The following is a 24,377-nucleotide window of genomic DNA, read 5'->3' as shown; positions in this document are numbered from 1 at the left end:
TTATGCACGAGAATCAACAACCACAAACCGAGGCTTTTGAGCTGAGTGCGGCTGAGCGTGAAGCGATTGAGCACGAGATGCACCACTACGAAGACCCGCGTGCGGCGTCCATTGAAGCGCTGAAAATCGTTCAGAAACAGCGTGGATGGGTGCCAGACGGCGCGATCCACGCGATCGCTGACGTTCTGGGTATTCCCGCAAGTGATGTCGAAGGCGTGGCTACTTTCTACAGCCAGATCTTCCGCCAGCCGGTTGGTCGCCATGTGATCCGTTATTGCGACAGCGTGGTCTGTCACATTAACGGTTACCAGGGCATTCAGGCGGCACTGGAGAAAAAACTGAACATCAAACCAGGGCAAACGACGTTTGACGGTCGCTTTACGCTGCTGCCAACTTGCTGCCTGGGGAACTGCGACAAAGGGCCAAACATGATGATCGATGAGGACACTCATGCGCATCTGACCCCAGAAGCGATTCCTGAACTGCTGGAGCGGTATAAATGAAAAACATTATCCGTACTCCCGAAACGCATCCGCTGACCTGGCGTCTGCGTGATGACAAACAGCCAGTGTGGCTGGACGAATATCGCAGCAAAAACGGTTACGAAGGAGCGCGTAAAGCGCTGACCGGGCTGTCTCCGGACGAGATCGTCAATCAGGTTAAAGACGCTGGCCTGAAAGGGCGCGGCGGTGCGGGCTTCTCGACTGGCCTGAAATGGAGCCTGATGCCGAAAGACGAATCCATGAACATCCGTTACCTGCTGTGTAACGCCGATGAAATGGAGCCGGGCACTTATAAAGACCGCCTGCTGATGGAGCAACTACCGCACCTGCTGGTGGAAGGTATGCTCATCTCCGCATTTGCGCTGAAAGCTTACCGTGGCTACATCTTCTTGCGTGGCGAATATATCGAGGCGGCAGTGAATCTGCGCCGTGCCATTGCCGAAGCCACCGAAGCAGGGCTGCTCGGCAAAAACATTATGGGAACAGGTTTCGATTTCGAACTGTTCGTCCATACCGGGGCAGGGCGCTACATCTGCGGGGAAGAAACAGCGTTAATCAACTCCCTGGAAGGGCGTCGCGCTAACCCACGCTCGAAGCCCCCTTTCCCGGCAACCTCTGGCGTTTGGGGCAAACCGACCTGTGTCAACAACGTCGAAACCCTGTGTAACGTTCCGGCGATACTCGCTAACGGCGTGGAGTGGTATCAGAACATCTCGAAAAGCAAAGATGCTGGCACCAAGCTGATGGGCTTCTCAGGTCGGGTGAAAAATCCGGGTCTGTGGGAACTGCCGTTTGGCACCACCGCACGCGAGATCCTCGAAGATTACGCCGGTGGTATGCGTGACGGCCTGAAATTCAAAGCCTGGCAGCCAGGCGGCGCGGGGACCGACTTCCTGACCGAAGCGCACCTTGACCTGCCGATGGAATTCGAAAGTATCGGTAAAGCGGGCAGCCGTCTGGGTACGGCGCTGGCGATGGCGGTTGATCACGAGATCAACATGGTGTCGCTGGTACGAAACCTGGAAGAATTTTTCGCCCGTGAGTCCTGCGGCTGGTGTACGCCGTGCCGCGACGGTTTGCCGTGGAGCGTGAAAATTCTGCGCGCGCTGGAGCGTGGCGAAGGTCAGCCGGGCGATATCGAAACACTTGAGCAACTGTGTCGATTCTTGGGTCCGGGTAAAACTTTCTGTGCCCACGCACCTGGTGCAGTGGAGCCGTTACAGAGCGCCATCAAATATTTCCGCGAAGAATTTGAGGCGGGAATCAAACAGCCGTTCAGCAATACCCATTTGATTAATGGGATTCAGCCGAACCTGCTGAAAGAGCGCTGGTAACCGAATTTCGATTAACGCTCAGTCTCTGACTGAGAAAACTGGAAGCATGCTAATGGCTACAATTCATGTAGACGGCAAAGAATACGAGGTTAACGGAGCGGACAACCTGCTGGAAGCTTGTCTGTCTCTGGGCCTTGATATTCCTTACTTTTGCTGGCATCCGGCGCTGGGAAGCGTCGGTGCTTGCCGCCAGTGTGCGGTGAAGCAATACCAAAACGCGGAAGACACGCGTGGTCGCCTGGTGATGTCCTGTATGACACCGGCTTCCGATGGCACCTTTATTTCCATTGACGACGAAGAAGCGAAACAGTTCCGTGAAAGCGTGGTCGAGTGGTTGATGACCAACCACCCGCACGACTGTCCGGTATGTGAAGAGGGCGGTAACTGCCATCTTCAGGATATGACCGTGATGACCGGACACAGCTTCCGTCGCTACCGTTTCACCAAACGTACCCACCGCAATCAGGATCTGGGGCCGTTCATCTCTCACGAAATGAACCGTTGCATCGCCTGCTACCGCTGCGTGCGTTACTACAAAGATTACGCTGACGGTACAGATCTGGGCGTTTACGGTGCACATGACAACGTCTACTTCGGTCGCCCGGAAGACGGCACCCTGGAAAGCGAATTCTCCGGTAACCTGGTCGAAATTTGCCCGACCGGCGTATTCACCGACAAAACCCACTCCGAGCGTTATAACCGTAAATGGGATATGCAGTTTGCGCCGAGCATCTGCCAGCAATGTTCCATCGGCTGTAACATCAGCCCCGGCGAGCGTTATGGCGAACTGCGTCGTATCGAAAACCGTTACAACGGTACGGTAAACCACTACTTCCTCTGCGACCGAGGTCGTTTCGGTTACGGTTACGTCAACCTGAAAGATCGTCCGCGTCAGCCAGTACAGCGTCGTGGCGATGATTTCATTACCCTCAACGCCGAACAGGCAATGCAGGGCGCGGCAGATATTCTGCGTCAGTCGAAGAAAGTCATCGGCATCGGTTCTCCGCGTGCCAGCGTGGAAAGCAACTTTGCGCTGCGTGAGCTGGTGGGCGAAGAAAACTTCTACACCGGTATCGCTCACGGTGAGCAGGAACGTCTGCAACTGGCGCTGAAAGTACTGCGTGAAGGCGGCATTTATACTCCGGCTCTGCGCGAAATCGAATCTTACGATGCGGTACTGGTGCTGGGCGAAGACGTTACCCAGACCGGCGCGCGCGTCGCGCTGGCAGTGCGTCAGGCGGTGAAAGGTAAAGCGCGCGAAATGGCAGCAGCACAGAAAGTGGCTGACTGGCAGATTGCGGCAATCCTCAACATCGGTCAACGTGCGAAGCATCCGCTGTTTGTGACTAACGTTGATGACACCCGTCTGGATGATATCGCGGCGTGGACTTACCGCGCACCGGTTGAAGATCAGGCGCGTTTAGGTTTTGCCATCGCCCATGCGCTGGATAACTCTGCACCAGCGGTTGACGGTATCGAACCTGAGCTGCAAAGCAAAATCGACGTCATCGTGCAGGCACTGGCTGGTGCGAAGAAACCGTTAATTATCTCCGGGACGAACGCTGGTAGCGCTGAAGTGATTCAGGCTGCGGCTAACGTCGCGAAAGCCCTGAAAGGTCGCGGCGCTGACGTCGGTATCACCATGATTGCCCGCTCTGTCAACAGCATGGGGTTGGGCATTATGGGCGGCGGTTCGCTTGAAGAAGCGTTGACCGAACTGGAAACAGGACGCGCCGACGCGGTGGTGGTGCTGGAGAACGATCTGCATCGTCACGCTTCCGCTACCCGCGTGAATGCTGCGCTGGCGAAAGCGCCGCTGGTGATGGTGGTTGACCATCAACGTACGGCGATCATGGAAAACGCCCATCTGGTGCTTTCCGCCGCCAGCTTTGCTGAAAGCGACGGTACGGTGATCAACAACGAAGGCCGCGCCCAACGTTTCTTCCAGGTTTACGATCCGGCTTATTACGACAGCAAAACTGTGATGCTGGAAAGCTGGCGCTGGCTGCACTCGCTGCACAGCACCCTGCTGAGCCGTGAAGTGGACTGGACGCAGCTCGACCATGTGATTGACGCTGTTGTGGCGAAAATCCCGGAACTGGCAGGTATCAAAGATGCTGCGCCGGATGCGACATTCCGTATTCGTGGGCAGAAACTGGCCCGTGAGCCGCACCGTTACAGCGGTCGTACCGCCATGCGCGCCAACATCAGCGTTCATGAGCCGCGTCAGCCGCAGGATATTGACACCATGTTCACCTTCTCGATGGAAGGTAACAACCAGCCGACCGCGCACCGTTCGCAAGTGCCGTTTGCCTGGGCGCCGGGCTGGAACTCCCCGCAGGCGTGGAACAAATTCCAGGACGAAGTGGGCGGCAAACTGCGCTTTGGCGATCCGGGCGTGCGTCTGTTTGAAACCAGCGAAAACGGTCTGGATTACTTCACCAGCGTACCGGCACGCTTCCAACCGCAGGACGGGAAATGGCGTATCGCGCCGTACTACCACCTGTTTGGCAGCGATGAATTGTCACAGCGTGCTCCGGTCTTCCAGAGCCGTATGCCGCAGCCGTACATCAAACTCAACCCCGCGGATGCCGCGAAGTTGGGGGTGAACGGGGGTACACGCGTCTCCTTTAGTTACGATGGCAACACGGTCACGCTGCCGGTTGAAATCGCCGAAGGACTGACGGCAGGGCAGGTGGGCTTGCCGATGGGCATGTCCGGCATTGCTCCGGTGCTGGCTGGCGCGCATCTTGAGGATCTCAAGGAGGCACAACAATGAGTTGGATATCACCGGAACTGATTGAGATCCTGCTGACCATCCTCAAAGCGGTGGTGATCCTGCTGGTGGTTGTCACCTGCGGGGCATTCATGAGCTTTGGCGAACGTCGCCTGCTGGGTCTGTTCCAGAACCGTTACGGACCTAACCGTGTTGGCTGGGGCGGTTCGCTCCAGCTGGTCGCGGACATGATCAAAATGTTCTTTAAAGAAGACTGGATCCCGAAATTCTCGGATCGCGTCATCTTTACTCTGGCACCGATGATTGCCTTTACCTCGCTGCTGCTGGCCTTTGCGATTGTGCCAGTCAGTCCGGGTTGGGTGGTTGCCGACCTGAACATCGGGATTTTGTTCTTCCTGATGATGGCAGGTCTGGCGGTTTACGCGGTGCTGTTTGCGGGCTGGTCAAGTAACAACAAATACTCGCTGCTGGGTGCGATGCGTGCTTCTGCGCAGACCCTGAGCTACGAAGTGTTCCTCGGGCTTTCCCTGATGGGCGTGGTGGCGCAGGCCGGTTCATTCAACATGACCGACATCGTTAACAGCCAGGCGCACGTGTGGAACGTCATCCCGCAATTCTTTGGTTTTATTACCTTTGCCATCGCGGGCGTGGCGGTGTGTCACCGTCACCCGTTTGACCAGCCGGAAGCCGAGCAGGAACTGGCGGATGGTTACCACATTGAGTATTCCGGCATGAAGTTCGGTCTGTTCTTCGTGGGCGAATACATCGGGATTGTGACCATCTCCGCATTGATGGTGACGCTGTTCTTCGGTGGCTGGCAAGGCCCGTTCTTACCGCCATTCATCTGGTTCGCGCTGAAAACCGCGTTCTTTATGATGATGTTCATTTTGATTCGTGCGTCGTTACCGCGTCCGCGTTATGACCAGGTAATGTCCTTCGGCTGGAAAATCTGCCTGCCGCTGACGCTGATCAACTTGCTGGTAACGGCGGCTGTCATTCTCTGGCAGGCGCAATAAGGGGCACTAAGACCATGACCTTAAAAGAATTGTTAGTAGGTTTCGGCACCCAGGTTCGTAGTATCTGGATGATCGGCCTGCACGCGTTCGCCAAACGCGAAACGCGAATGTACCCGGAAGAGCCGGTCTATCTGCCGCCCCGTTATCGTGGTCGCATCGTTCTGACCCGCGACCCGGACGGCGAAGAGCGTTGCGTAGCCTGTAACCTCTGCGCGGTAGCCTGCCCGGTCGGCTGTATCTCGCTGCAAAAAGCAGAAACCAAAGACGGTCGCTGGTATCCGGAATTTTTCCGCATCAACTTCTCACGCTGCATTTTCTGTGGTCTGTGCGAAGAAGCCTGTCCGACTACGGCGATTCAGTTAACCCCGGATTTCGAAATGGGGGAATACAAGCGCCAGGATCTGGTTTATGAGAAAGAGGATCTGCTGATCTCCGGTCCGGGCAAATACCCGGAATATAACTTCTACCGGATGGCAGGTATGGCAATCGACGGCAAAGATAAGGGCGAAGCAGAGAACGAAGCCAAGCCTATCGACGTCAAGAGCCTGTTACCGTAAGGAGAGGGGCAATGGAGTTCGCTTTTTATATCTGTGGCCTGATAGCCATACTTGCGACCTTGCGAGTGATCACCCATACCAATCCGGTACACGCATTGCTGTACCTGATTATTTCGCTGCTGGCGATTTCCGGGGTGTTCTTCTCATTGGGCGCTTACTTCGCCGGTGCGCTGGAAATTATCGTCTACGCGGGTGCCATTATGGTGCTGTTCGTGTTCGTGGTGATGATGCTCAACCTGGGCGGTTCGGAAATCGAACAGGAACGCCAGTGGCTGAAACCGCAGGTGTGGATTGGTCCGGCAATTTTGTCAGCCATCATGCTGGTGGTGATTGTTTACGCCATTCTCGGTGTTAACGATCAGGGTATCGACGGTACGCCAATCAGTGCTAAAGCAGTGGGTATTACGCTGTTCGGGCCTTACGTACTGGCGGTGGAACTGGCTTCTATGCTGCTGCTGGCTGGTCTGGTTGTGGCCTTCCACGTCGGTCGTGAAGAGCGTGCGGGTGAAGTGCTGAGCAATCGTAAAGACGACAGCGCGAAAAGAAAAACGGAGGAGCACGCATGATCCCCTTACAACATGGACTGATCCTCGCGGCAATCTTATTCGTTCTTGGCTTAACCGGTCTGGTTATCCGTCGCAATCTGCTTTTTATGCTGATTGGTCTGGAAATCATGATTAACGCCTCTGCGCTGGCCTTTGTGGTCGCCGGAAGCTACTGGGGCCAGACCGACGGTCAGGTGATGTACATTCTCGCCATCAGCCTCGCGGCGGCGGAAGCGAGTATCGGCCTTGCGCTGCTGCTGCAACTTCACCGTCGTCGCCAGAACCTGAACATCGATTCAGTAAGTGAGATGCGCGGATGAACATGCTTGCCTTAACCATTATTTTGCCATTGATTGGCTTCGTCCTGCTGGCGTTCTCCCGTGGGCGCTGGTCTGAAAACGTCTCGGCGATCGTGGGCGTAGGCTCTGTGGGCCTGGCGGCGCTGGTAACTGCCTTTATCGGCGTTGACTTCTTCGCTAACGGTGAGCAGGCATACAGCCAGCCACTGTGGACATGGATGTCGGTAGGCGACTTTAACATCGGTTTCAATCTGGTGCTGGACGGCCTGTCGCTGACCATGCTCTCGGTGGTCACCGGTGTCGGTTTCCTTATTCACATGTACGCCTCCTGGTATATGCGTGGTGAAGAGGGCTACTCTCGCTTCTTCGCCTACACCAACCTGTTCATCGCCAGCATGGTGGTTCTGGTTCTTGCCGACAACCTGCTGCTGATGTACCTCGGCTGGGAAGGCGTGGGCCTGTGCTCCTATCTGTTGATCGGTTTCTATTACACCGATCCGAAGAATGGCGCAGCGGCAATGAAAGCGTTTGTCGTGACCCGTGTGGGTGACGTGTTCCTCGCTTTCGCGCTGTTCATTCTCTACAACGAACTGGGCACCCTGAACTTCCGTGAAATGGTGGAACTGGCACCCGCGCACTTTGCTGACGGCAATAACATGCTGATGTGGGCGACGCTGATGCTGCTGGGCGGTGCGGTTGGTAAATCTGCGCAGCTACCGTTGCAGACATGGCTTGCCGACGCGATGGCGGGCCCGACGCCTGTCTCCGCGCTGATCCACGCTGCAACAATGGTAACCGCGGGTGTCTACCTGATCGCCCGTACCCACGGCCTGTTCCTGATGACACCAGAAGTTCTGCATCTGGTGGGTATTGTCGGGGCAGTTACGCTGCTGCTGGCCGGTTTTGCCGCGCTGGTACAGACCGATATCAAACGTGTTCTCGCTTACTCTACCATGAGCCAGATTGGCTACATGTTCCTCGCGCTTGGCGTACAGGCATGGGATGCGGCGATTTTCCACTTGATGACCCACGCGTTCTTTAAAGCGCTGCTGTTCCTGGCATCCGGTTCCGTCATTCTGGCCTGCCATCACGAACAGAACATCTTCAAGATGGGCGGTCTGCGTAAATCTATTCCGCTGGTTTATCTCTGCTTCCTGGTGGGTGGTGCAGCACTGTCGGCACTGCCGCTGGTTACTGCGGGCTTCTTCAGTAAGGATGAGATCCTCGCGGGTGCGATGGCGAATGGTCATATCAATCTGATGGTGGCAGGTCTGGTCGGTGCGTTTATGACCTCGCTCTACACCTTCCGTATGATTTTCATCGTCTTCCACGGGAAAGAACAAATTCACGCTCACGCCGTGAAAGGGATTACTCACAGCCTGCCGCTGATTGTGCTGCTGATCCTTTCCACCTTCGTTGGCGCACTGATTGTACCGCCGCTGCAGGGCGTGCTTCCGCAAACTACGGAACTGGCGCACGGCAGCATGTTGACCCTGGAAATTACCTCTGGCGTGGTCGCGGTGGTTGGTATTCTGCTGGCAGCCTGGCTGTGGCTGGGTAAACGTACTCTGGTGACCTCCATCGCCAACAGTGCGCCGGGCCGTCTGCTGGGTACCTGGTGGTACAACGCCTGGGGCTTTGACTGGCTGTACGACAAAGTGTTCGTCAAGCCGTTCCTGGGTATTGCCTGGTTGCTGAAACGCGATCCGCTGAACTCAATGATGAACATCCCGGCTGTCCTTTCCCGCTTTGCAGGTAAAGGTCTGCTGTTAAGCGAGAACGGTTATCTGCGCTGGTATGTGGCATCCATGAGCATCGGTGCGGTCGTGGTGCTGGCACTGTTGATGGTACTGCGTTGAGTTAAGGATTGTGGGCTTGCCCCTGGGCATATAAGAACGTAGGTCGGATAAGCCGCCTTCGCGGCGCATCCGACACTACAACCACAATCCGAAGAGAATTTTCTGTCGTGAGAATTCGTTGAAAATCCGGTCCTGACGGGACTTTTACAAGGAATAAAGATCGCCATGTTACTACCCTGGCTAATATTAATTCCCTTTATCGGCGGCTTCCTGTGCTGGCAGACCGAACGCTTTGGCGTCAAGGTGCCGCGCTGGATCGCGCTGATCACCATGGGATTGACGCTGGCGCTGTCGCTGCAACTGTGGTTGCAGGGCGGTTATTCACTGACGCAATCCGCCGGAATTCCGCAGTGGCAGTCTGAATTCGACATGCCGTGGATCCCGCGTTTTGGTATCTCTATCCATCTCGCCATTGACGGGCTATCGCTGCTGATGGTCGTGCTGACCGGTCTGCTCGGTGTGCTGGCGGTACTCTGTTCGTGGAAAGAGATCGAAAAATATCAGGGCTTCTTCCACCTCAACCTGATGTGGATCCTGGGCGGCGTTATCGGCGTGTTCCTTGCCATCGACATGTTCCTGTTCTTCTTCTTCTGGGAAATGATGCTGGTGCCGATGTACTTCCTGATCGCACTGTGGGGGCATAAAGCCTCTGACGGTAAAACGCGTATCACGGCGGCAACCAAGTTCTTCATTTACACCCAGGCGAGTGGTCTGGTGATGCTGATCGCCATCCTGGCGCTGGTTTTTGTTCACTACAATGCGACTGGCGTCTGGACCTTCAACTATGAAGAGCTGCTGAATACGCCGATGTCTAACGGCGTGGAATACCTGCTGATGCTGGGCTTCTTCATCGCCTTCGCAGTGAAAATGCCGGTGGTTCCGCTGCATGGCTGGCTGCCGGATGCGCACTCTCAGGCACCGACTGCCGGTTCCGTTGACCTCGCGGGGATCTTGCTGAAAACTGCCGCTTACGGTTTGCTGCGTTTCTCCCTGCCGCTGTTCCCGAACGCGTCGGCAGAGTTTGCACCAATCGCTATGTGGCTGGGTGTTATCGGCATCTTCTACGGTGCGTGGATGGCCTTCGCCCAGACCGATATCAAACGTCTGATCGCCTACACCTCGGTTTCCCACATGGGCTTTGTGCTGATTGCTATCTACACCGGCAGCCAGTTGGCCTACCAGGGCGCGGTAATCCAGATGATTGCGCACGGCTTGTCGGCAGCGGGTCTGTTTATTCTCTGCGGTCAGCTTTATGAACGTATCCATACCCGCGACATGCGCATGATGGGCGGTCTGTGGAGCAAGATGAAATGGCTGCCAGCACTGTCACTGTTCTTTGCGGTGGCAACGCTTGGGATGCCGGGCACCGGTAACTTCGTCGGCGAATTTATGATTCTGTTCGGCAGCTTCCAGGTTGTCCCGGTGATTACCGTTATCTCTACCTTTGGGCTAGTCTTTGCATCTGTTTATTCGCTGGCGATGTTGCATCGCGCTTACTTCGGTAAAGCGAAAAGCCAGATTGCCAGCCAGGAACTGCCAGGGATGTCGCTGCGTGAGCTGTTTATGATCCTGTTGCTGGTGGTGCTGCTGGTACTGCTGGGCTTCTATCCGCAGCCGATTCTGGATACCTCGCACTCCGCGATTGGCAATATCCAGCAGTGGTTTGTTAATTCCGTTACTACTACAAGGCCGTAAATCGCCATGACAATAACTCCACAAAACCTGATCGCACTGCTACCGTTGCTGATCGTCGGCTTGACGGTGGTGGTTGTGATGCTCTCCATTGCGTGGCGACGCAATCATTTCCTCAACGCTACGCTCTCGGTTATTGGGCTTAACGCGGCGCTGGTTTCGCTCTGGTTTGTCGGCCAGGCGGGTGCTATGGACGTTACGCCGCTGATACGCGTTGATGGTTTCGCCATGCTTTACACTGGGCTTGTATTGTTGGCGAGCCTCGCCACCTGTACTTTCGCCTACCCGTGGCTTGAAGGCTATAACGACAACAAGGACGAGTTCTACCTGTTGGTGTTAATTGCCGCTCTGGGCGGGATCCTGCTGGCGAATGCCAATCACCTGGCGTCTCTGTTCCTCGGTATTGAACTGATCTCTCTGCCGCTGTTTGGCCTGGTCGGTTACGCTTTCCGCCAGAAACGTTCGCTGGAAGCCAGTATCAAATACACCATCCTTTCTGCTGCAGCGTCTTCTTTCCTGCTGTTTGGTATGGCACTGGTGTACGCGCAGTCTGGCGACCTGTCGTTCGTTGCACTGGGTAAAAACCTTGGCGACGGCATGCTCAACGAGCCGCTGTTGCTGGCAGGTTTTGGCCTGATGATTGTCGGCCTCGGCTTCAAGCTCTCTCTGGTGCCGTTCCACCTGTGGACACCAGACGTATACCAGGGCGCGCCTGCGCCGGTTTCTACCTTCCTGGCGACGGCGAGCAAAATCGCTATCTTCGGCGTGGTGATGCGTCTGTTCCTTTACGCACCAGTGGGTGACAGCGAAGCGATTCGCGTGGTGCTGGCGATTATCGCCTTTGCCTCTATCATCTTCGGTAACCTGATGGCACTGAGCCAGACCAACATCAAACGTCTGCTCGGTTACTCGTCTATCTCTCACCTCGGCTATCTGCTGGTGGCGCTGATTGCGCTGCAAACCGGCGAGATGTCGATGGAAGCGGTAGGGGTTTACCTGGCGGGTTATTTGTTCAGCAGCCTCGGCGCATTTGGCGTAGTCAGCCTGATGTCCAGCCCGTACCGTGGCCCGGATGCTGATTCCCTGTTCTCTTACCGCGGTCTGTTCTGGCATCGTCCGATCCTCGCGGCAGTGATGACGGTGATGATGCTGTCACTGGCGGGTATCCCAATGACGCTGGGCTTTATCGGTAAGTTCTATGTGCTGGCGGTCGGTGTCCAGGCACACTTGTGGTGGCTGGTGGGTGCGGTGGTTGTCGGTTCGGCAATCGGCCTCTACTACTACCTGCGCGTAGCGGTGAGCTTATACCTGCACGCCCCGGAACAACCGGGTCGCGATGCACCATCAAACTGGCAGTACAGCGCGGGCGGTATCGTGGTGCTGATCTCTGCACTGTTGGTACTGGTGCTGGGTGTATGGCCACAACCGCTGATTAGCATTGTGCGGTTAGCCATGCCGCTGATGTAAGCTGTCAGTTCGTAAGTCAGAAAGCCGCCGACATGTTCGGCGGTTTTTTTTGGTGCCCTGACCCCATCACCCAACAATAACCGTCAGCGCATGATTCCCCTGTCGCAGCATACGTCGATACGCACTAATCAGCTTTTCCATATCCAGCATGATCGAAGCAAAGAGTTGCCCCTCTAACTCTTCTGAAAAAGTCACACCAGGGTAAATCTCCATTTCATTGAGTCGTTTAATGGAAAACTGTTTACGCAGCTCACTTCGATCCAGTGATTCCAGGCGATCGATTGTCGCGGCTAACTCCTGATTCCAGGTCAATCCCAGGAATCCATCTATGCCATCTTCGAGGCTGTGTTCACCAAGCACGGCACGACTCAGCGGATCATTCTTCGCGGGATCAAAAGCAGAGGTGCCTGTCAGCCCAAAGTGTAAAAAATCCCAGCGTTTATCAATATCCAGTCGGCGTAATCCTGAAAGCGTGTCATGTATATTATCCATCAAAGGTTTTTGAGTAGACTCAAGAAGTTGGTTAATCTTTTCTGAGTCAATTTCTGCAAAATAGCCAATCATTCCCATTTTATTTTCCTCCGTTGAATTTCATGTTTCGCATCTTAAAACAGACGAGGGAAAATAAAATGTACATGTCGCTTTTTCTGGACCCGCCTCGAGAAATTTTTATTATTTACTGTTGTATAACAAAGTTATAACCCCATCCACTACCTGAGCCATTTTCTGATAATTCAATCTGTCTGCGGTATCACCGGGCAAGTGGTATTGTTTATTACGATAAAAAGCGGTGTCGGTAATCATTACGGCGGGAATATCGTGTTGCCAATAATTAAGGTGATCAGAGAAATCAATACCGGGAATAAACCCTGGGGCATTCATAGAATAAACAGATAAATCCTGAGATGACAACAATGCCGCTTTTAGCTGACGAACGGCGTTGATATCCTGCATTCTGCCGACCACGGCAATAAAGTCTCCCCGATCGGGATAAAGCTAGGACATTGCCGGGTAAGGATAATCCTGGCTTCCAGGCGCAGAGTCGTAATAGCCAATCATCTCCAGAGAAATCATTAACTGTACTGGGCGATTAAGCGAAGCTGCATGTACCGCGCTCCCCATTTCATTGCTACGAAAGAAGGGCGGTTCTTCCGACGCATAGGCGACCAGCTGCACGCCTGTTTTCGGCGCTTGCTGCTGTAACAAACGTGCCAGTTCAAGTAATCCTGCTACGCCGCTGGCGTTATCATCCGCGCCAGGCGTATAGGTTAATTGATCGTTTTCAAAACTGCTGGCAGAGTCATAGTGCGCACCAATAATAATCAGCGGTCCATTGGCAAGACCATAATCAGCTACAATATTTTTGTAGGGGCCATCCGTAATGGGGACGTCCTGCGCGGTAACTCTGGCACCGCTACTGATAAAGACCTCTTTTATATACTCTGCGGACCTTTTCAGATTATCAATATTGTCGGCACTACGTGGATGCACAGTTTGTGTAAGATAACGAACTGTTTTTTCTAATTGCTCAGGACTTGCGTGTCGGGGCGTTGGCGGTAATGCATTGACCCAGGGTTGATAAAAAATAATAAAAGGAAGTGATAGTAGTAATGATATAAAACAAAGAGGTGTTATTTTTTTTCATATGTAAATTATCAATAAAGGGCGTTATTTCATTATTATTTTAATGAGTTATGAGCGTTTATTTTATTACGGTTGGTAGTAATATACAAAAAGTATTTTTTCAGTGGGTTCGCTATTTTAAAAAGGAATTCATATGAGAAATAAAAAATAATTATGTTATTTATTGGTAGATTGAATTGACAGGGGGCAGAAATCTGAGGGTAAGAAAAGTCAGCAACTACAATCCACTACATCAACAGACCAGCAATCGCGTGCCGCGATACGCTGGAAATACCCGTAGATTGAACTGGCGGATGGTGTGACTGACATCGGTCAGTGATGACTTTTTAGCAAACTATGTTCGATCAGTCAGCATATTTGCTGACTGGTCGAATTGACTAACAATGATGTTAACTTACTCTTTTTCCTGATGATCTATTTTTGGGTTGTGAGTGTTTTATTCTAAGTCTTTATAATAATGATTGATATTTGCATCGCCATATTTATCTAAATAACAATTTCTGTTTGTCAGTCGATGTTGAAAATCAATTTCGTACTGCTCTTCTGCTGAATATTTTTTAAATCTGTCAGCATAGTTTTTTAATAACGTATAGGGAGCGCTGTCAGAATTGCTTTCCCTTTGTTCAATCACTTCTTTGGCTGCCATGCACACAAATGCACCGCAACTTTGGCTTAAGTATTGCTGAAGATCGGCATGTAAAAATGTTATCTCTTGTTCAGTTAAATGATCTGTTATATTCTTATTATTCGGCATTTCCCCCATGAATTTAGAATTGAAACTATTAATGACACGCTTAAGTGAATTTTCTTTATCATGGCCTAGTGCACGTAATGAGTTGAATATGACGCATTTTATTTGTTGTGTGTTATTTTTTTCATTAACTATTTTTTGTAGCGAAACTAATATCCAGTGTCCGCCAGTATTTATGGGGAATAACTGGACTTCTTTCGGCCATGATGGATCGCTCTTAATATTATCATTGAGAGCGATTTCCAGGTAAGTGCTGTTGGAATCGGGGAGGTAGAGACCAGTAGGATAATTGACTTGAGTATTTTTTGCATTAGCGGCGATCTTCTGAAGATAGCAATCTATTTCATCCGTGGTTAATTGACGATTTTTATCCCAGAAGTTTGTACCATCGCTCAGTTCATTATTCTTATCATTTAAAAGTACCTTTGAAAGCGACTGTTTTTCTGATATGAGAGGAATGTCCTCACCGATAATTGTCATTAATTTTGACGGGGAGAATAGTTTTTTGAACAGGAGATTATCTGAATCATGTGATTTGAGGGGGTGTTTGGTTGCGGTATGTGCCAAATTATATAATTTTAAACAGGCATTTTTTATAAGCTTGATAATCGATAGGGTATCATTTGTTGGGTTTCTAACAATATGGTAAAGAATATCTTCAGCTTTTTTTCCAAATTCATCATAACCTAACGCAATGTTATGCAGTAACTCAATACTTTCTTCATCTCCGGATAACGCTGTTTTTTTTAAAGACTGCAGTAATTCATCGGTCACAGTAAATTTTTCTGCAAATGTCTGACTGAGTTGGGTTTGAGATAATTGACAATAATTGCTGACAACTGTAACCATCATAGGCTCCTTTTAGTTGCAAAGGTTGTGCTGAATGAAGATAAAAAGAGGCAACTTATTGCTCTGAATATAGTGCGTAAGGAGATGAATAAATATCAAAAATCGCTCAATATGCCCGTGTGGGTGGATATATGTAGCGCGGGTTACGATAACAGGGCAAGTTTCGCCCTGTTTTTAATAATAGGCAGAGTTAAACGTTAAACACGGTGAAATCATTCGCCAGTTCAGTCGCCGGGAAAATTGACCTGCATTCACGTAACAGGTGCTGACAACCTTTGTCATCATAGCGCGAGCTGACGTGGGTAATGATTAGCTTACCGACTCCAGCCTCACGGGCCAGTGTCGCAGCCTGGCGTGTAGAGCTATGACCGCGACTATTGGCTTTGGCTTCCATGGTTATATCCAGCGTCGCTTCGTGCACCATGACATCGACACCTTTAGCCAGGTCAAGTGCGGCATCGCAGGGGCCGGTATCGCCGAAAATAGCGAGCGCTTTACCTGGCACTGGAGCAGCTAAGTAATCTGCGCCGTTAATCTGCCTTCCATCTTCCAGCGTGATTGTTTTGCCCGCTTTTAATGCCTGAAACAGTGGGCCAGGCGGCACGCCAGCAGCTTTTAATGCCTGGGCATTTAATGCACCCGGTTTATCATGTTCTTCAATACGATAGCCATAACATTCCAGTGGGTGTTCCAGCGGATAAGCGGTTACTTTGCGCAGGCCATCATCGAAAATTTCGCCAGCGCCAATTTCGACAATTTCCAGCGGATAATCGGTCCATGAGCCGCTAATCCGCAGCGCAGTCTCCACAAATTCACGGAGACCTTGCGGACCATAAATCGTTAAGGGTTGGACAATACCAGACATAGAACGACTGCACAGCAAGCCGGGTAAACCAAAGAGATGATCGCCATGAAGGTGACTGATAAAAATCTTGTCCAGTTTTCCAGGGTTAAAGGCGGTATGCAGTAGCTGATGCTGGGTGCCTTCACCGCAGTCAAACAACCAAAGACCGCTCCGGGTCGGATGTTGCAGGTTAAGCAATATTGCCGTGACATTGCGCGTACGGGTTGGCACACCGGCTGAAGTACCTAAAAAAATTAATTCCATGAGTTCATCACGTTTCAAAAAATATTCCGGCTAGTATAAGGCATACATCTAAAAGGAGAGCATTATGATTGAATGGCAAGATCTGCATCACTCTGAATTATCGGTTTCCCAGCTTTATGCCTTATTACAACTGCGTTGCGCGGTGTTTGTTGTCGAGCAGAATTGCCCTTATCAGGATATCGATGGTGATGATTTGACGGGGGATAATCGCCATATTCTCGGTTGGAAAAATGATGAACTGGTGGCGTATGCGAGGATTCTGAAAAGTGATGATGATCTTGAGCCGGTCGTTATAGGTCGGGTGATTGTCAGTGAAGCGTTGCGTGGCGAAAAAGTGGGGCAGCAGCTGATGAGTAAAACACTCGAAACATGTACGCGTCACTGGCCTGATAAACCTGTTTACCTCGGGGCGCAGGCGCATCTGCAAAACTTCTACCAAAGTTTTGGCTTTATCCCTGTGACGGAAGTCTATGAAGAAGATGGTATCCCACACATTGGGATGGCACGCGAGGTAATTCAGGCGTAATCAATAACCATTGTCTATAGTTAGTGACAGGTTTTACGCAAATGGAGAACGAGAATGTCTAATCAGTTTGGTGATACACGTATCGATGACGACCTGACGCTGCTTAGTGAAACACTGGAAGAGGTGCTCCGCTCCTCTGGCGATCCCGCCGATCAGAAATATGTTGAGCTGAAAGCGCGTGCAGAAAAAGCGCTGGATGATGTGAAAAAACGGGTTAGCCAGGCTTCAGACAGTTATTACTATCGGGCGAAGCAGGCTGTTTATCGTGCTGATGACTACGTCCACGAAAAACCCTGGCAAGGAATTGGGGTGGGCGCGGCCGTTGGGCTGGTATTAGGACTGTTGCTGGCACGCCGTTAAAACCTCCCTACACCGGGGTACTGCATTTTTTTTGTAGTACCCCGTATAATGTGAGGCTTTTAACAGGGAGAGGTCCGCGTGCAATCACTCACTACGGCGCTGGAAAATCTACTGCGCCTTTTGTCGCAAGAGATTCCAGCGACACCCGGCATTCGGGTTATTGATACTCCTTTCCCTCTCAAAGATGCTTTTGATGCCTTGAGCTGGCTGGCCAGTCAGCAAACGTATCCGCAATTCTACTGGCAACAACGTAATGGTGATGAAGAAGCTGCCGTCCTGGGCGCGATTACCCATTTTACGTCGTTGGACCAGGCACAACGTTTTCTTCGTCAGCACCCGGAACACGCCGACTTACGCATCTGGGGGCTGAATGCGTTTGACCCGTCGCAGGGCAATTTACTTTTACCACGCCTGGAATGGCGACGTTGTGGCGGTAAAGCCACGCTGCGGCTGACTCTATTCAGCGAAAGCTCCCTTCAGCACGATGCGATAAAGGCAAAAGAATTTATCGCTACACTGGTGAGTATCAAGCCCCTGCCAGGGTTACATTTAACCACCACGCGAGAACAACACTGGCCGGACAAAACGGGCTGGACGCAATTAATCGAACTGGCAACGAAAACCATCACCGAAGGTGAACTCGACAAAGTGGTTATTGCTCGGGCGACTGACCTGCATTTCGCAAGTCCGGTCAATGCGGCAGCAATGATGGCTGCCAGTCGTCGGCTCAATCTGAACTGCTACCATTTTTACATGGCCTTTGATAGCGACAATGCTTTTCTTGGCTCTTCACCGGAACGGCTATGGCGGCGGCGTGCCAAAGCGCTGCGTACTGAAGCGCTGGCGGGAACGGTAGCAAATCATCCTGATGATAAGCAGGCGCAGCAGTTAGGTGAGTGGCTGATGGCGGATGATAAAAACCAGCGCGAGAACATGCTGGTGGTGGAAGATATCTGCCAACGATTGCAGGCCGATACCCAGACGCTGGATGTTTTACCACCGCAGGTACTGCGTCTGCGTAAAGTGCAGCATCTGCGCCGCTGTATCTGGACTTCACTCAACAAAGCGGATGATGTGATCTGTTTACATCAGTTGCAGCCAACGGCCGCGGTTGCGGGCTTACCGCGTGACCTGGCGCGGCAGTTTATCGCCCGTCACGAACCGTTCACCCGTGAATGGTATGCCGGTTCCGCGGGCTATCTTTCGTTACAACAAAGCGAATTCTGCGTTTCCCTGCGCTCAGCAAAAATTAGCGGCAATGTCGTGCGGTTATATGCTGGCGCGGGCATTGTCCGTGGCTCCGACCCCGAGCAAGAGTGGCAGGAAATCGACAACAAAGCGGCAGGGCTGCGTACTTTATTACAAATGGAATAGTAATGAGTCGCATCATTACCGATTCATATCAATAATCTATTTTTGTAGCTCCTTATACTTAGCCGCAATATTGATACCGGACAAACTCATGTCAGTAAGCGCATTTAACCGACGCTGGGCGGCGGTCATTCTGGAAGCATTAACGCGTCACGGCGTCAGACACATTTGTCTCGCCCCTGGCTCGCGTTCTACACCGTTAACGTTAGCGGCAGCGGAGAATTCCGCATTCATTCACCACACCCATTTTGATGAGCGTGGACTGGGGCATCTGGCGCTGGGGCTGGCGAAAGTCAGCAAGCAGCCGGTGGCGGTGATAGTGACCTCCGGTACGGCGGTTGCGAATCTCTATCCGGCATTGATTGAAGCTGGGTTAACCGGAGAAAAACTGATCCTGCTAACTGCCGATCGCCCGCCGGAGCTCATTGACTGCGGTGCGAATCAGGCGATTCGTCAACCGGGAATGTTCGCCTCTCATCCTACGCATAGCATTTCACTGCCGCGCCCGACGCAGGATATTTCTGCCCGTTGGCTGGTCTCTACTATCGACCACGCCCTTGGTACGCTTCATGCTGGAGGAGTCCATATCAACTGCCCGTTTGCTGAACCGCTATATGGCGAGATGGACGACACCGGGCTTAGTTGGCAACAGCGTCTTGGCGACTGGTGGCAGGACGATAAACCGTGGCTGCGTGAAGCGCCTCGTCTGGAAAGTGAAAAACAGCGTGACTGGTTCTTCTGGCGACAAAAGCGCGGCGTGGTAGTTGCTGGTCGCATGAGTGCGGAAGAGGGCAAAAAAGTTGCTCTGTGGGCGCAAACTCTTGGCTGGCCGCTGATTGGCGACGTCCTGTCGCAAACCGGACAGCCGCTGCCGTGTGCCGATCTCTGGTTAGGCAATGCCAAAGCGACCAGCGAACTGCAACAGGCGCAGATTGTGGTGCAACTGGGCAGCAGCCTGACGGGCAAACGGCTCCTGCAATGGCAGGCAAGCTGTGAACCAGAAGAGTACTGGATTGTTGATGACATTGAAGGTCGACTTGATCCGGCACACCATCGCGGACGCCGCTTAATTGCCAATATTGCCGACTGGCTGGAGCTGCATCCGGCAGAAAAACGCCAGCCCTGGTGCGTTGAAATCCCGCGCCTGGCGGAACAGGCAATGCAGGCGGTTATTGCCCGTCGCGATGCGTTTGGCGAAGCGCAACTGGCGCATCGCATCAGCGACTATCTGCCTGAACAGGGGCAATTGTTTGTCGGTAACAGCCTGGTGGTACGTCTGATTGATGCGCTTTCGCAACTTCCGGCAGGTTACCCGGTGTACAGCAACCGTGGGGCCAGCGGTATCGACGGACTGCTTTCGACCGCCGCAGGCGTTCAGCGGGCCAGTGGCAAACCGACGCTGGCGATTGTGGGCGATCTCTCAGCACTTTACGATCTCAACGCGCTGGCGCTATTGCGCCAGGTTTCCGCGCCGCTGGTATTAATTGTGGTGAACAACAACGGCGGGCAAATTTTCTCGCTGCTGCCGACACCGAAAAGTGAGCGTGAGCGTTTCTATCTGATGCCGCAAAACGTCCATTTTGAGCACGCCGCCGCGATGTTCGAGCTGAAATATCATCGTCCGCAAAACTGGCAGGAACTTGAAACGGCACTTGCCGACGCCTGGCGTACGCCGACCACCACGGTAATTGAAATGGTGGTTAACGACACCGATGGCGCGCAGACCCTCCAGCAACTGCTGGCGCAGGTAAGCCATTTATGATCCTGCACGCGCAGGCAAAACACGGCAAACCAGGTTTACCCTGGCTGGTGTTTTTGCACGGTTTTTCCGGCGATTGCCAGGAATGGCAAGAAGTGGGCGAGGCGTTTGCCGACTACTCGCGGTTGTATGTTGATCTCCCAGGTCACGGCGGTTCGGCGGCAATTAGCGTCGATGGATTTGCTGATGTCACCGACGTACTGCGTAAAACCCTGGTTAGTTACAACATCCTTAACTTCTGGTTGGTGGGGTACTCGCTCGGCGGACGGGTGGCGATGATGGCGGCTTGCCAGGGGATGACGGGGCTGAGTGGGGTTATGATCGAAGGCGGGCATCCGGGATTGCAAAGTGCTGAACAACGCACGGAACGTCTGCTTTCCGATCGCCAATGGGCGCAGCGTTTTCGCACAGAACCATTAACGGCGGTATTTGCCGACTGGTATCAACAGCCTGTCTTTGCCTCGCTCAATGACGATCAACGCCGGGAGCTGGTGGCGCTGCGTAGCCACAATAACGGTGTAACGCTTGCTACTATGCTGGAGGCCACTTCTCTCGCCGTCCAGCCTGATTTACGTGCTAACCTTAGCGCCCGCACATTTGCGTTTTATTATTTATGTGGTGAACGTGACAGCAAATTCCGCGCTCTGGCGGCGGAACTGGCTGCCGACTGCCATGTCATTCCTCGCGCCGGACATAACGCGCACCGGGAAAATCCCGCTGGCGTAATCGCAAGTCTGGCGCAGATCTTGCGTTTCTGACTAAAGGACACAATATGATTTATCCTGATGAAGCAATGCTTTACGCACCGGTTGAATGGCACGACTGCTCCGAAGGTTTCGAGGACATTCGTTATGAAAAATCCACCGACGGTATCGCAAAAATCACCATTAATCGTCCGCAGGTGCGCAATGCCTTTCGTCCTCTGACGGTAAAAGAGATGATCCAGGCACTGGCAGATGCGCGTTATGACGATAACATCGGCGTAATTATTCTGACTGGTGCAGGCGATAAAGCGTTCTGCTCTGGTGGCGACCAGAAAGTGCGTGGCGATTACGGCGGCTATAAAGATGATTCCGGCGTACATCATCTGAATGTGCTGGACTTCCAGCGTCAGATCCGTACCTGTCCGAAACCGGTTGTCGCGATGGTAGCGGGTTACTCCATCGGCGGCGGTCACGTTCTGCACATGATGTGCGACCTGACCATCGCGGCGGAAAACGCCATCTTCGGTCAGACTGGCCCGAAAGTCGGTTCCTTCGATGGCGGCTGGGGCGCTTCCTATATGGCGCGCATTGTTGGGCAGAAAAAAGCGCGTGAAATCTGGTTCCTGTGCCGTCAGTACGACGCGAAACAAGCGCTGGATATGGGCCTTGTGAACACCGTGGTGCCGCTGGCAGATCTGGAAAAAGAAACCGTGCGTTGGTGCCGCGAAATGCTGCAAAACAGCCCGATGGCGCTGCGTTGCCTGAAAGCTGCGCTGAACGCTGACTGTGACGGTCAGGCGGGTCTGCAGGAGCTGGCAGGCAACGCCACCATGCTGTTCTACATGACAGAAGAAGGTCAGGAAGGTCGCAACGCCTTCAACCAGAAACGTCAGCCTGACTTCAGCAAATTTAAACGGAATCCGTAATGCGTAGCGCGCAGGTATACCGCTGGCAGATCCCCATGGACGCGGGGGTGGTTCTGCGCGACAGGCGGTTAAAAACCCGCGACGGGCTATACGTTTGCCTGCGCGAGGGCGAGCGCGAAGGGTGGGGGGAGATCTCCCCACTGCCGGGCTTCAGTCAGGAAACCTGGGAAGAGGCGCAAAGTGTGCTGCTTACCTGGGTAAATAACTGGCTGGCTGGCGATTGCGAATTACCGCAAATGCCTTCCGTCGCCTTTGGCGTAAGCTGTGCATTGGCTGAGCTGGCAGACACGTTACCACAGGCGGCAAATTTCCGTGCTGCACCGTTGTGTAATGGTGATCCTGACGATCTGATCCTCAAACTTGCCGATATGCCAGGTGAGAAAGTGGCGAAGGTCAAAGTGGGATTATATGAAGCGGTGCGCGACGGCATGGTGGTTAATCTGTTGCTGGAGGCCATTCCGGATCTGCATTTGCGTCTTGATGCGAATCGTGCCTGGACGCCGCTGAAAGGCCAGCAGTTTGCCAAATACGTTAACCCGGATTATCGCGGCCGCATCGCGTTTCTCGAAGAACCGTGCAAAACCCGCGAGGATTCCCGCGCCTTTGCCCGTGAAACGGGTATTGCCATTGCCTGGGATGAAAGCCTGCGTGAGCCGGATTTTGCCTTTGTGGCGGAAGAAGGCGTGCGAGCGGTGGTGATCAAACCCACGCTCACGGGCAGCCTGGAGAAAGTGCGCGAGCAGGTGCAGGCGGCGCACGCGCTGGGGCTGACGGCGGTGATCAGTTCATCTATTGAGTCGAGCTTAGGCTTAACGCAACTGGCGCGGATTGCCGCCTGGTTAACGCCAGACACTATCCCGGGGCTGGACACGCTGGATCTGATGCAGGCGCAGCAGGTTCGTCGCTGGCCGGGTAGCACGCTGCCTTTTGTCGACGTTGATGCACTGGAGCGGTTGTTATGATCTTCTCTGACTGGCCGTGGCGTCACTGGCGGCAAGTGAGGGGAGAAGCCATCGCCTTACGTCTCAATGATGAGCAACTCAACTGGCGCGAGCTTTGTGCTCGCGTCGATGAATTAGCCTCAGGCTTTGCGGCGCAGGGCGTGGTTGAGGGCAGCGGCGTGATGTTGCGGGCGTGGAATACGCCGCAAACGCTGCTCTCCTGGCTGGCGCTACTGCAATGCGGAGCGCGGGTGCTGCCCGTGAATCCACAGTTGCCGCAACCGTTGCTTGAGGAGTTGTTGCCCAATCTGACGCTGCAATTTGCACTGGTGCCGGAAGGGGAAAACACATTTTCGGCGTTAACGTCGCTGCATATTCAGCAGGTTGAAGGCGTACATGCCGCTGCGTGGCAGCCGACGCGTCTGTGCTCAATGACGTTAACTTCTGGCTCCACCGGGTTGCCGAAAGCCGCTGTTCATACTTATCAGGCCCATCTTGCCAGCGCCGAAGGGGTGTTATCGCTGATTCCGTTTGGCGATCACGATGACTGGTTGCTCTCTTTACCGCTGTTTCACGTCTCCGGTCAGGGAATTCTGTGGCGCTGGTTATACGCTGGTGCGCGGATGACGGTGCGTGATAAACAGCCATTGGAGCAAATGCTGGCAGGCTGTACGCACGCTTCACTGGTGCCAACACAGCTCTGGCGTTTGCTGGTTAACCGCAGTTCCGTTTCCCTGAAAGCGGTGTTACTTGGCGGCGCGGCTATCCCGGTCGAGTTGACGGAACAGGCGCGCGAGCAGGGGATTCGTTGCTTTTGCGGCTATGGTCTGACCGAGTTTGCCTCCACGGTGTGTGCGAAAGAAGCCGACGGTCTGGCAGATGTCGGTTCGCCGCTGCCGGGTCGGGAAGTGAAAATCGTAAACGACGAAGTGTGGTTGCGGGCTGCCAGCACGGCTGAAGGTTACTGGCGTAACGGGCAACTGGTGGCGCTGGTGAATGACGAAGGCTGGTACGCTACGCGCGATCGCGGTGAGATGCATAATGGCAAGCTGACCATTGTCGGACGTTTAGACAATCTGTTCTTCAGTGGTGGCGAAGGCATTCAGCCAGAAGAAGTCGAGCGCGTTATTGCTGCACATCCTGCGGTTTTGCAGGTGTTTATCGTTCCCGTTGCTGACAAGGAGTTTGGTCATCGACCGGTAGCGGTGGTGGAGTATGACCAGCAAACCGTTGATCTTGGCGAATGGGTGAAAGATAAGCTGGCCCGTTTTCAGCAACCGGTGCGTTGGCTGACGCTTCCACCTGAACTGAAAAACGGTGGTATTAAAATTTCACGTCAGGCGCTAAAAGAGTGGGTGCAACGCCAGCAATAATTAACCATCCGTTGCACTTCTCATTTCTGCCATTCCATTGCCGTTGATAAAGAGTT

Annotated in this window: 20 protein-coding genes and 2 pseudogenes; 18 read left to right on the top strand and 4 right to left on the bottom strand. The window is 53.1% G+C overall.

Annotated features, from left to right (window positions below; all coding sequences use genetic code 11):
* Positions 1–2: 2 nt before the first annotated feature.
* From nuoE to nuoN, 10 genes are all read left to right on the top strand, one after another.
* Positions 3–503, top strand: coding sequence for an NADH-quinone oxidoreductase subunit NuoE (gene nuoE / locus QUE34_RS13660; RefSeq protein ID WP_000545042.1), 501 nt, complete (start codon positions 3–5; stop codon positions 501–503).
* Positions 500–1,837: an NADH-quinone oxidoreductase subunit NuoF gene (gene nuoF / locus QUE34_RS13655; RefSeq protein ID WP_000789502.1), complete on the top strand. Its 1,338-nt coding sequence runs from the start codon at positions 500–502 to the stop codon at positions 1,835–1,837. Before nuoE ends, nuoF begins: the two co-directional genes overlap by 4 nt.
* Before the next feature lie 52 nt (positions 1,838–1,889).
* Positions 1,890–4,616, top strand: coding sequence for an NADH-quinone oxidoreductase subunit NuoG (gene nuoG, locus QUE34_RS13650; protein ID WP_032303442.1), 2,727 nt, complete (start codon positions 1,890–1,892; stop codon positions 4,614–4,616).
* The gene (gene nuoH / locus QUE34_RS13645; protein WP_000118503.1) at positions 4,613–5,590 is read left to right on the top strand and encodes an NADH-quinone oxidoreductase subunit NuoH; all 978 of its coding nucleotides are present in this window, start codon (positions 4,613–4,615) and stop codon (positions 5,588–5,590) included. Before nuoG ends, nuoH begins: the two co-directional genes overlap by 4 nt.
* Positions 5,591–5,604: 14 nt before the next feature.
* Positions 5,605–6,147 carry an NADH-quinone oxidoreductase subunit NuoI gene (gene nuoI, locus QUE34_RS13640; RefSeq protein WP_000172749.1) on the top strand — a complete coding sequence of 181 codons (543 nt, stop codon included), beginning with the start codon at positions 5,605–5,607 and terminating at the stop codon, positions 6,145–6,147.
* 11 nt (positions 6,148–6,158) lie between these two features.
* Positions 6,159–6,713, top strand: coding sequence for an NADH-quinone oxidoreductase subunit J (gene nuoJ, locus QUE34_RS13635; protein WP_000393511.1), 555 nt, complete (start codon positions 6,159–6,161; stop codon positions 6,711–6,713).
* On the top strand, positions 6,710–7,012 hold the full coding sequence (nuoK, locus tag QUE34_RS13630; protein WP_000612644.1) for an NADH-quinone oxidoreductase subunit NuoK: 303 nt from the start codon (positions 6,710–6,712) through the stop codon (positions 7,010–7,012). The genes nuoJ and nuoK overlap by 4 nt, the downstream gene beginning before the upstream one ends.
* Positions 7,009–8,850 (top strand): NADH-quinone oxidoreductase subunit L, encoded by a 1,842-nt coding sequence (gene nuoL / locus QUE34_RS13625; RefSeq protein WP_001056608.1) that lies wholly within the window; start codon positions 7,009–7,011, stop codon positions 8,848–8,850. The genes nuoK and nuoL overlap by 4 nt, the downstream gene beginning before the upstream one ends.
* A 165-nt stretch (positions 8,851–9,015) precedes the next feature.
* The gene (nuoM, locus tag QUE34_RS13620; protein ID WP_000926437.1) at positions 9,016–10,545 is read left to right on the top strand and encodes an NADH-quinone oxidoreductase subunit M; all 1,530 of its coding nucleotides are present in this window, start codon (positions 9,016–9,018) and stop codon (positions 10,543–10,545) included.
* Between the two features lie 6 nt (positions 10,546–10,551).
* Positions 10,552–12,009 carry an NADH-quinone oxidoreductase subunit NuoN gene (gene nuoN / locus QUE34_RS13615; RefSeq protein WP_001548626.1) on the top strand — a complete coding sequence of 486 codons (1,458 nt, stop codon included), beginning with the start codon at positions 10,552–10,554 and terminating at the stop codon, positions 12,007–12,009.
* 66 nt (positions 12,010–12,075) lie between these two features.
* Here nuoN and QUE34_RS13610 read toward each other — a convergent pair whose 3' ends face one another.
* The 4 genes and pseudogenes from QUE34_RS13610 to rbn all read right to left on the bottom strand — a co-directional run bounded on the left by QUE34_RS13610 (position 12,076) and on the right by rbn (position 16,361).
* A complete protein-coding gene (locus QUE34_RS13610; protein ID WP_000525377.1) occupies positions 12,076–12,579 on the bottom strand; it encodes a YfbM family protein in 504 nt (167 codons plus the stop codon).
* Between the two features lie 102 nt (positions 12,580–12,681).
* Positions 12,682–13,644: pseudogene (locus QUE34_RS13605) on the bottom strand (M28 family metallopeptidase).
* A gap of 398 nt (positions 13,645–14,042) precedes the next feature.
* Positions 14,043–15,256: pseudogene (locus QUE34_RS13600) on the bottom strand (ElaD/SseL family deubiquitinase).
* Positions 15,257–15,443: 187 nt separating this feature from the next.
* Complete coding sequence (gene rbn / locus QUE34_RS13595; RefSeq protein ID WP_032184809.1) at positions 15,444–16,361, bottom strand: ribonuclease BN; 918 nt, start codon at positions 16,359–16,361, stop codon at positions 15,444–15,446.
* A 64-nt stretch (positions 16,362–16,425) separates the two neighbouring features.
* Here rbn and QUE34_RS13590 point away from each other — a divergent pair, with 64 nt between their 5' ends.
* From QUE34_RS13590 to menE, 8 genes are all read left to right on the top strand, one after another.
* On the top strand, positions 16,426–16,887 hold the full coding sequence (locus tag QUE34_RS13590; RefSeq protein WP_000574094.1) for a GNAT family N-acetyltransferase: 462 nt from the start codon (positions 16,426–16,428) through the stop codon (positions 16,885–16,887).
* Positions 16,888–16,941: 54 nt separating this feature from the next.
* Positions 16,942–17,247, top strand: a complete 306-nt coding sequence (elaB, locus tag QUE34_RS13585) for a stress response protein ElaB (RefSeq protein ID WP_000070621.1) — start codon at positions 16,942–16,944, stop codon at positions 17,245–17,247.
* A gap of 78 nt (positions 17,248–17,325) precedes the next feature.
* Positions 17,326–18,621 (top strand): isochorismate synthase MenF, encoded by a 1,296-nt coding sequence (gene menF, locus QUE34_RS13580; protein ID WP_105268390.1) that lies wholly within the window; start codon positions 17,326–17,328, stop codon positions 18,619–18,621.
* Between the two features lie 88 nt (positions 18,622–18,709).
* Positions 18,710–20,380: a 2-succinyl-5-enolpyruvyl-6-hydroxy-3-cyclohexene-1-carboxylic-acid synthase gene (gene menD / locus QUE34_RS13575; RefSeq protein ID WP_103253497.1), complete on the top strand. Its 1,671-nt coding sequence runs from the start codon at positions 18,710–18,712 to the stop codon at positions 20,378–20,380.
* A complete protein-coding gene (menH, locus tag QUE34_RS13570; protein WP_103253498.1) occupies positions 20,377–21,135 on the top strand; it encodes a 2-succinyl-6-hydroxy-2,4-cyclohexadiene-1-carboxylate synthase in 759 nt (252 codons plus the stop codon). The genes menD and menH overlap by 4 nt, the downstream gene beginning before the upstream one ends.
* A 14-nt stretch (positions 21,136–21,149) precedes the next feature.
* On the top strand, positions 21,150–22,007 hold the full coding sequence (gene menB / locus QUE34_RS13565; protein WP_000640000.1) for a 1,4-dihydroxy-2-naphthoyl-CoA synthase: 858 nt from the start codon (positions 21,150–21,152) through the stop codon (positions 22,005–22,007).
* A complete protein-coding gene (gene menC, locus QUE34_RS13560; RefSeq protein ID WP_103253499.1) occupies positions 22,007–22,969 on the top strand; it encodes an o-succinylbenzoate synthase in 963 nt (320 codons plus the stop codon). The genes menB and menC overlap by 1 nt, the downstream gene beginning before the upstream one ends.
* Positions 22,966–24,321, top strand: a complete 1,356-nt coding sequence (gene menE / locus QUE34_RS13555) for an o-succinylbenzoate--CoA ligase (protein ID WP_103253500.1) — start codon at positions 22,966–22,968, stop codon at positions 24,319–24,321. The genes menC and menE overlap by 4 nt, the downstream gene beginning before the upstream one ends.
* Positions 24,322–24,377: the final 56 nt, after the last annotated feature.

Origin of the sequence: Escherichia sp. KS167_9B (genome assembly GCF_030295215.1) — a bacterium.
Taxonomy (GTDB): Bacteria; Pseudomonadota; Gammaproteobacteria; order Enterobacterales; family Enterobacteriaceae; genus Escherichia; species Escherichia coli_F.
This window is presented reverse-complemented; position numbering and strand designations above follow the sequence as displayed.

Bases quoted from the DNA above. Each gene is read 5' to 3' on its own strand.
- nuoI (WP_000172749.1), top strand. From the start codon at position 5,605: ATGACCTTAAAAGAATTGTTAGTAGGTTTCGGCACCCAGGTTCGTAGT.
- nuoE (WP_000545042.1), top strand. From the start codon at position 3: ATGCACGAGAATCAACAACCACAAACCGAGGCTTTTGAGCTGAGTGCG.
- QUE34_RS13590 (WP_000574094.1), top strand. From the start codon at position 16,426: ATGATTGAATGGCAAGATCTGCATCACTCTGAATTATCGGTTTCCCAG.
- menE (WP_103253500.1), top strand. From the start codon at position 22,966: ATGATCTTCTCTGACTGGCCGTGGCGTCACTGGCGGCAAGTGAGGGGA.
- nuoN (WP_001548626.1), top strand. From the start codon at position 10,552: ATGACAATAACTCCACAAAACCTGATCGCACTGCTACCGTTGCTGATC.
- menC (WP_103253499.1), top strand. From the start codon at position 22,007: ATGCGTAGCGCGCAGGTATACCGCTGGCAGATCCCCATGGACGCGGGG.
- nuoL (WP_001056608.1), top strand. From the start codon at position 7,009: ATGAACATGCTTGCCTTAACCATTATTTTGCCATTGATTGGCTTCGTC.
- elaB (WP_000070621.1), top strand. From the start codon at position 16,942: ATGTCTAATCAGTTTGGTGATACACGTATCGATGACGACCTGACGCTG.
- nuoH (WP_000118503.1), top strand. From the start codon at position 4,613: ATGAGTTGGATATCACCGGAACTGATTGAGATCCTGCTGACCATCCTC.
- menB (WP_000640000.1), top strand. From the start codon at position 21,150: ATGATTTATCCTGATGAAGCAATGCTTTACGCACCGGTTGAATGGCAC.
- nuoM (WP_000926437.1), top strand. From the start codon at position 9,016: ATGTTACTACCCTGGCTAATATTAATTCCCTTTATCGGCGGCTTCCTG.
- nuoF (WP_000789502.1), top strand. From the start codon at position 500: ATGAAAAACATTATCCGTACTCCCGAAACGCATCCGCTGACCTGGCGT.
- rbn (WP_032184809.1), bottom strand. From the start codon at position 16,361: ATGGAATTAATTTTTTTAGGTACTTCAGCCGGTGTGCCAACCCGTACG.
- QUE34_RS13610 (WP_000525377.1), bottom strand. From the start codon at position 12,579: ATGGGAATGATTGGCTATTTTGCAGAAATTGACTCAGAAAAGATTAAC.
- menH (WP_103253498.1), top strand. From the start codon at position 20,377: ATGATCCTGCACGCGCAGGCAAAACACGGCAAACCAGGTTTACCCTGG.
- nuoG (WP_032303442.1), top strand. From the start codon at position 1,890: ATGGCTACAATTCATGTAGACGGCAAAGAATACGAGGTTAACGGAGCG.
- menD (WP_103253497.1), top strand. From the start codon at position 18,710: ATGTCAGTAAGCGCATTTAACCGACGCTGGGCGGCGGTCATTCTGGAA.
- nuoK (WP_000612644.1), top strand. From the start codon at position 6,710: ATGATCCCCTTACAACATGGACTGATCCTCGCGGCAATCTTATTCGTT.
- nuoJ (WP_000393511.1), top strand. From the start codon at position 6,159: ATGGAGTTCGCTTTTTATATCTGTGGCCTGATAGCCATACTTGCGACC.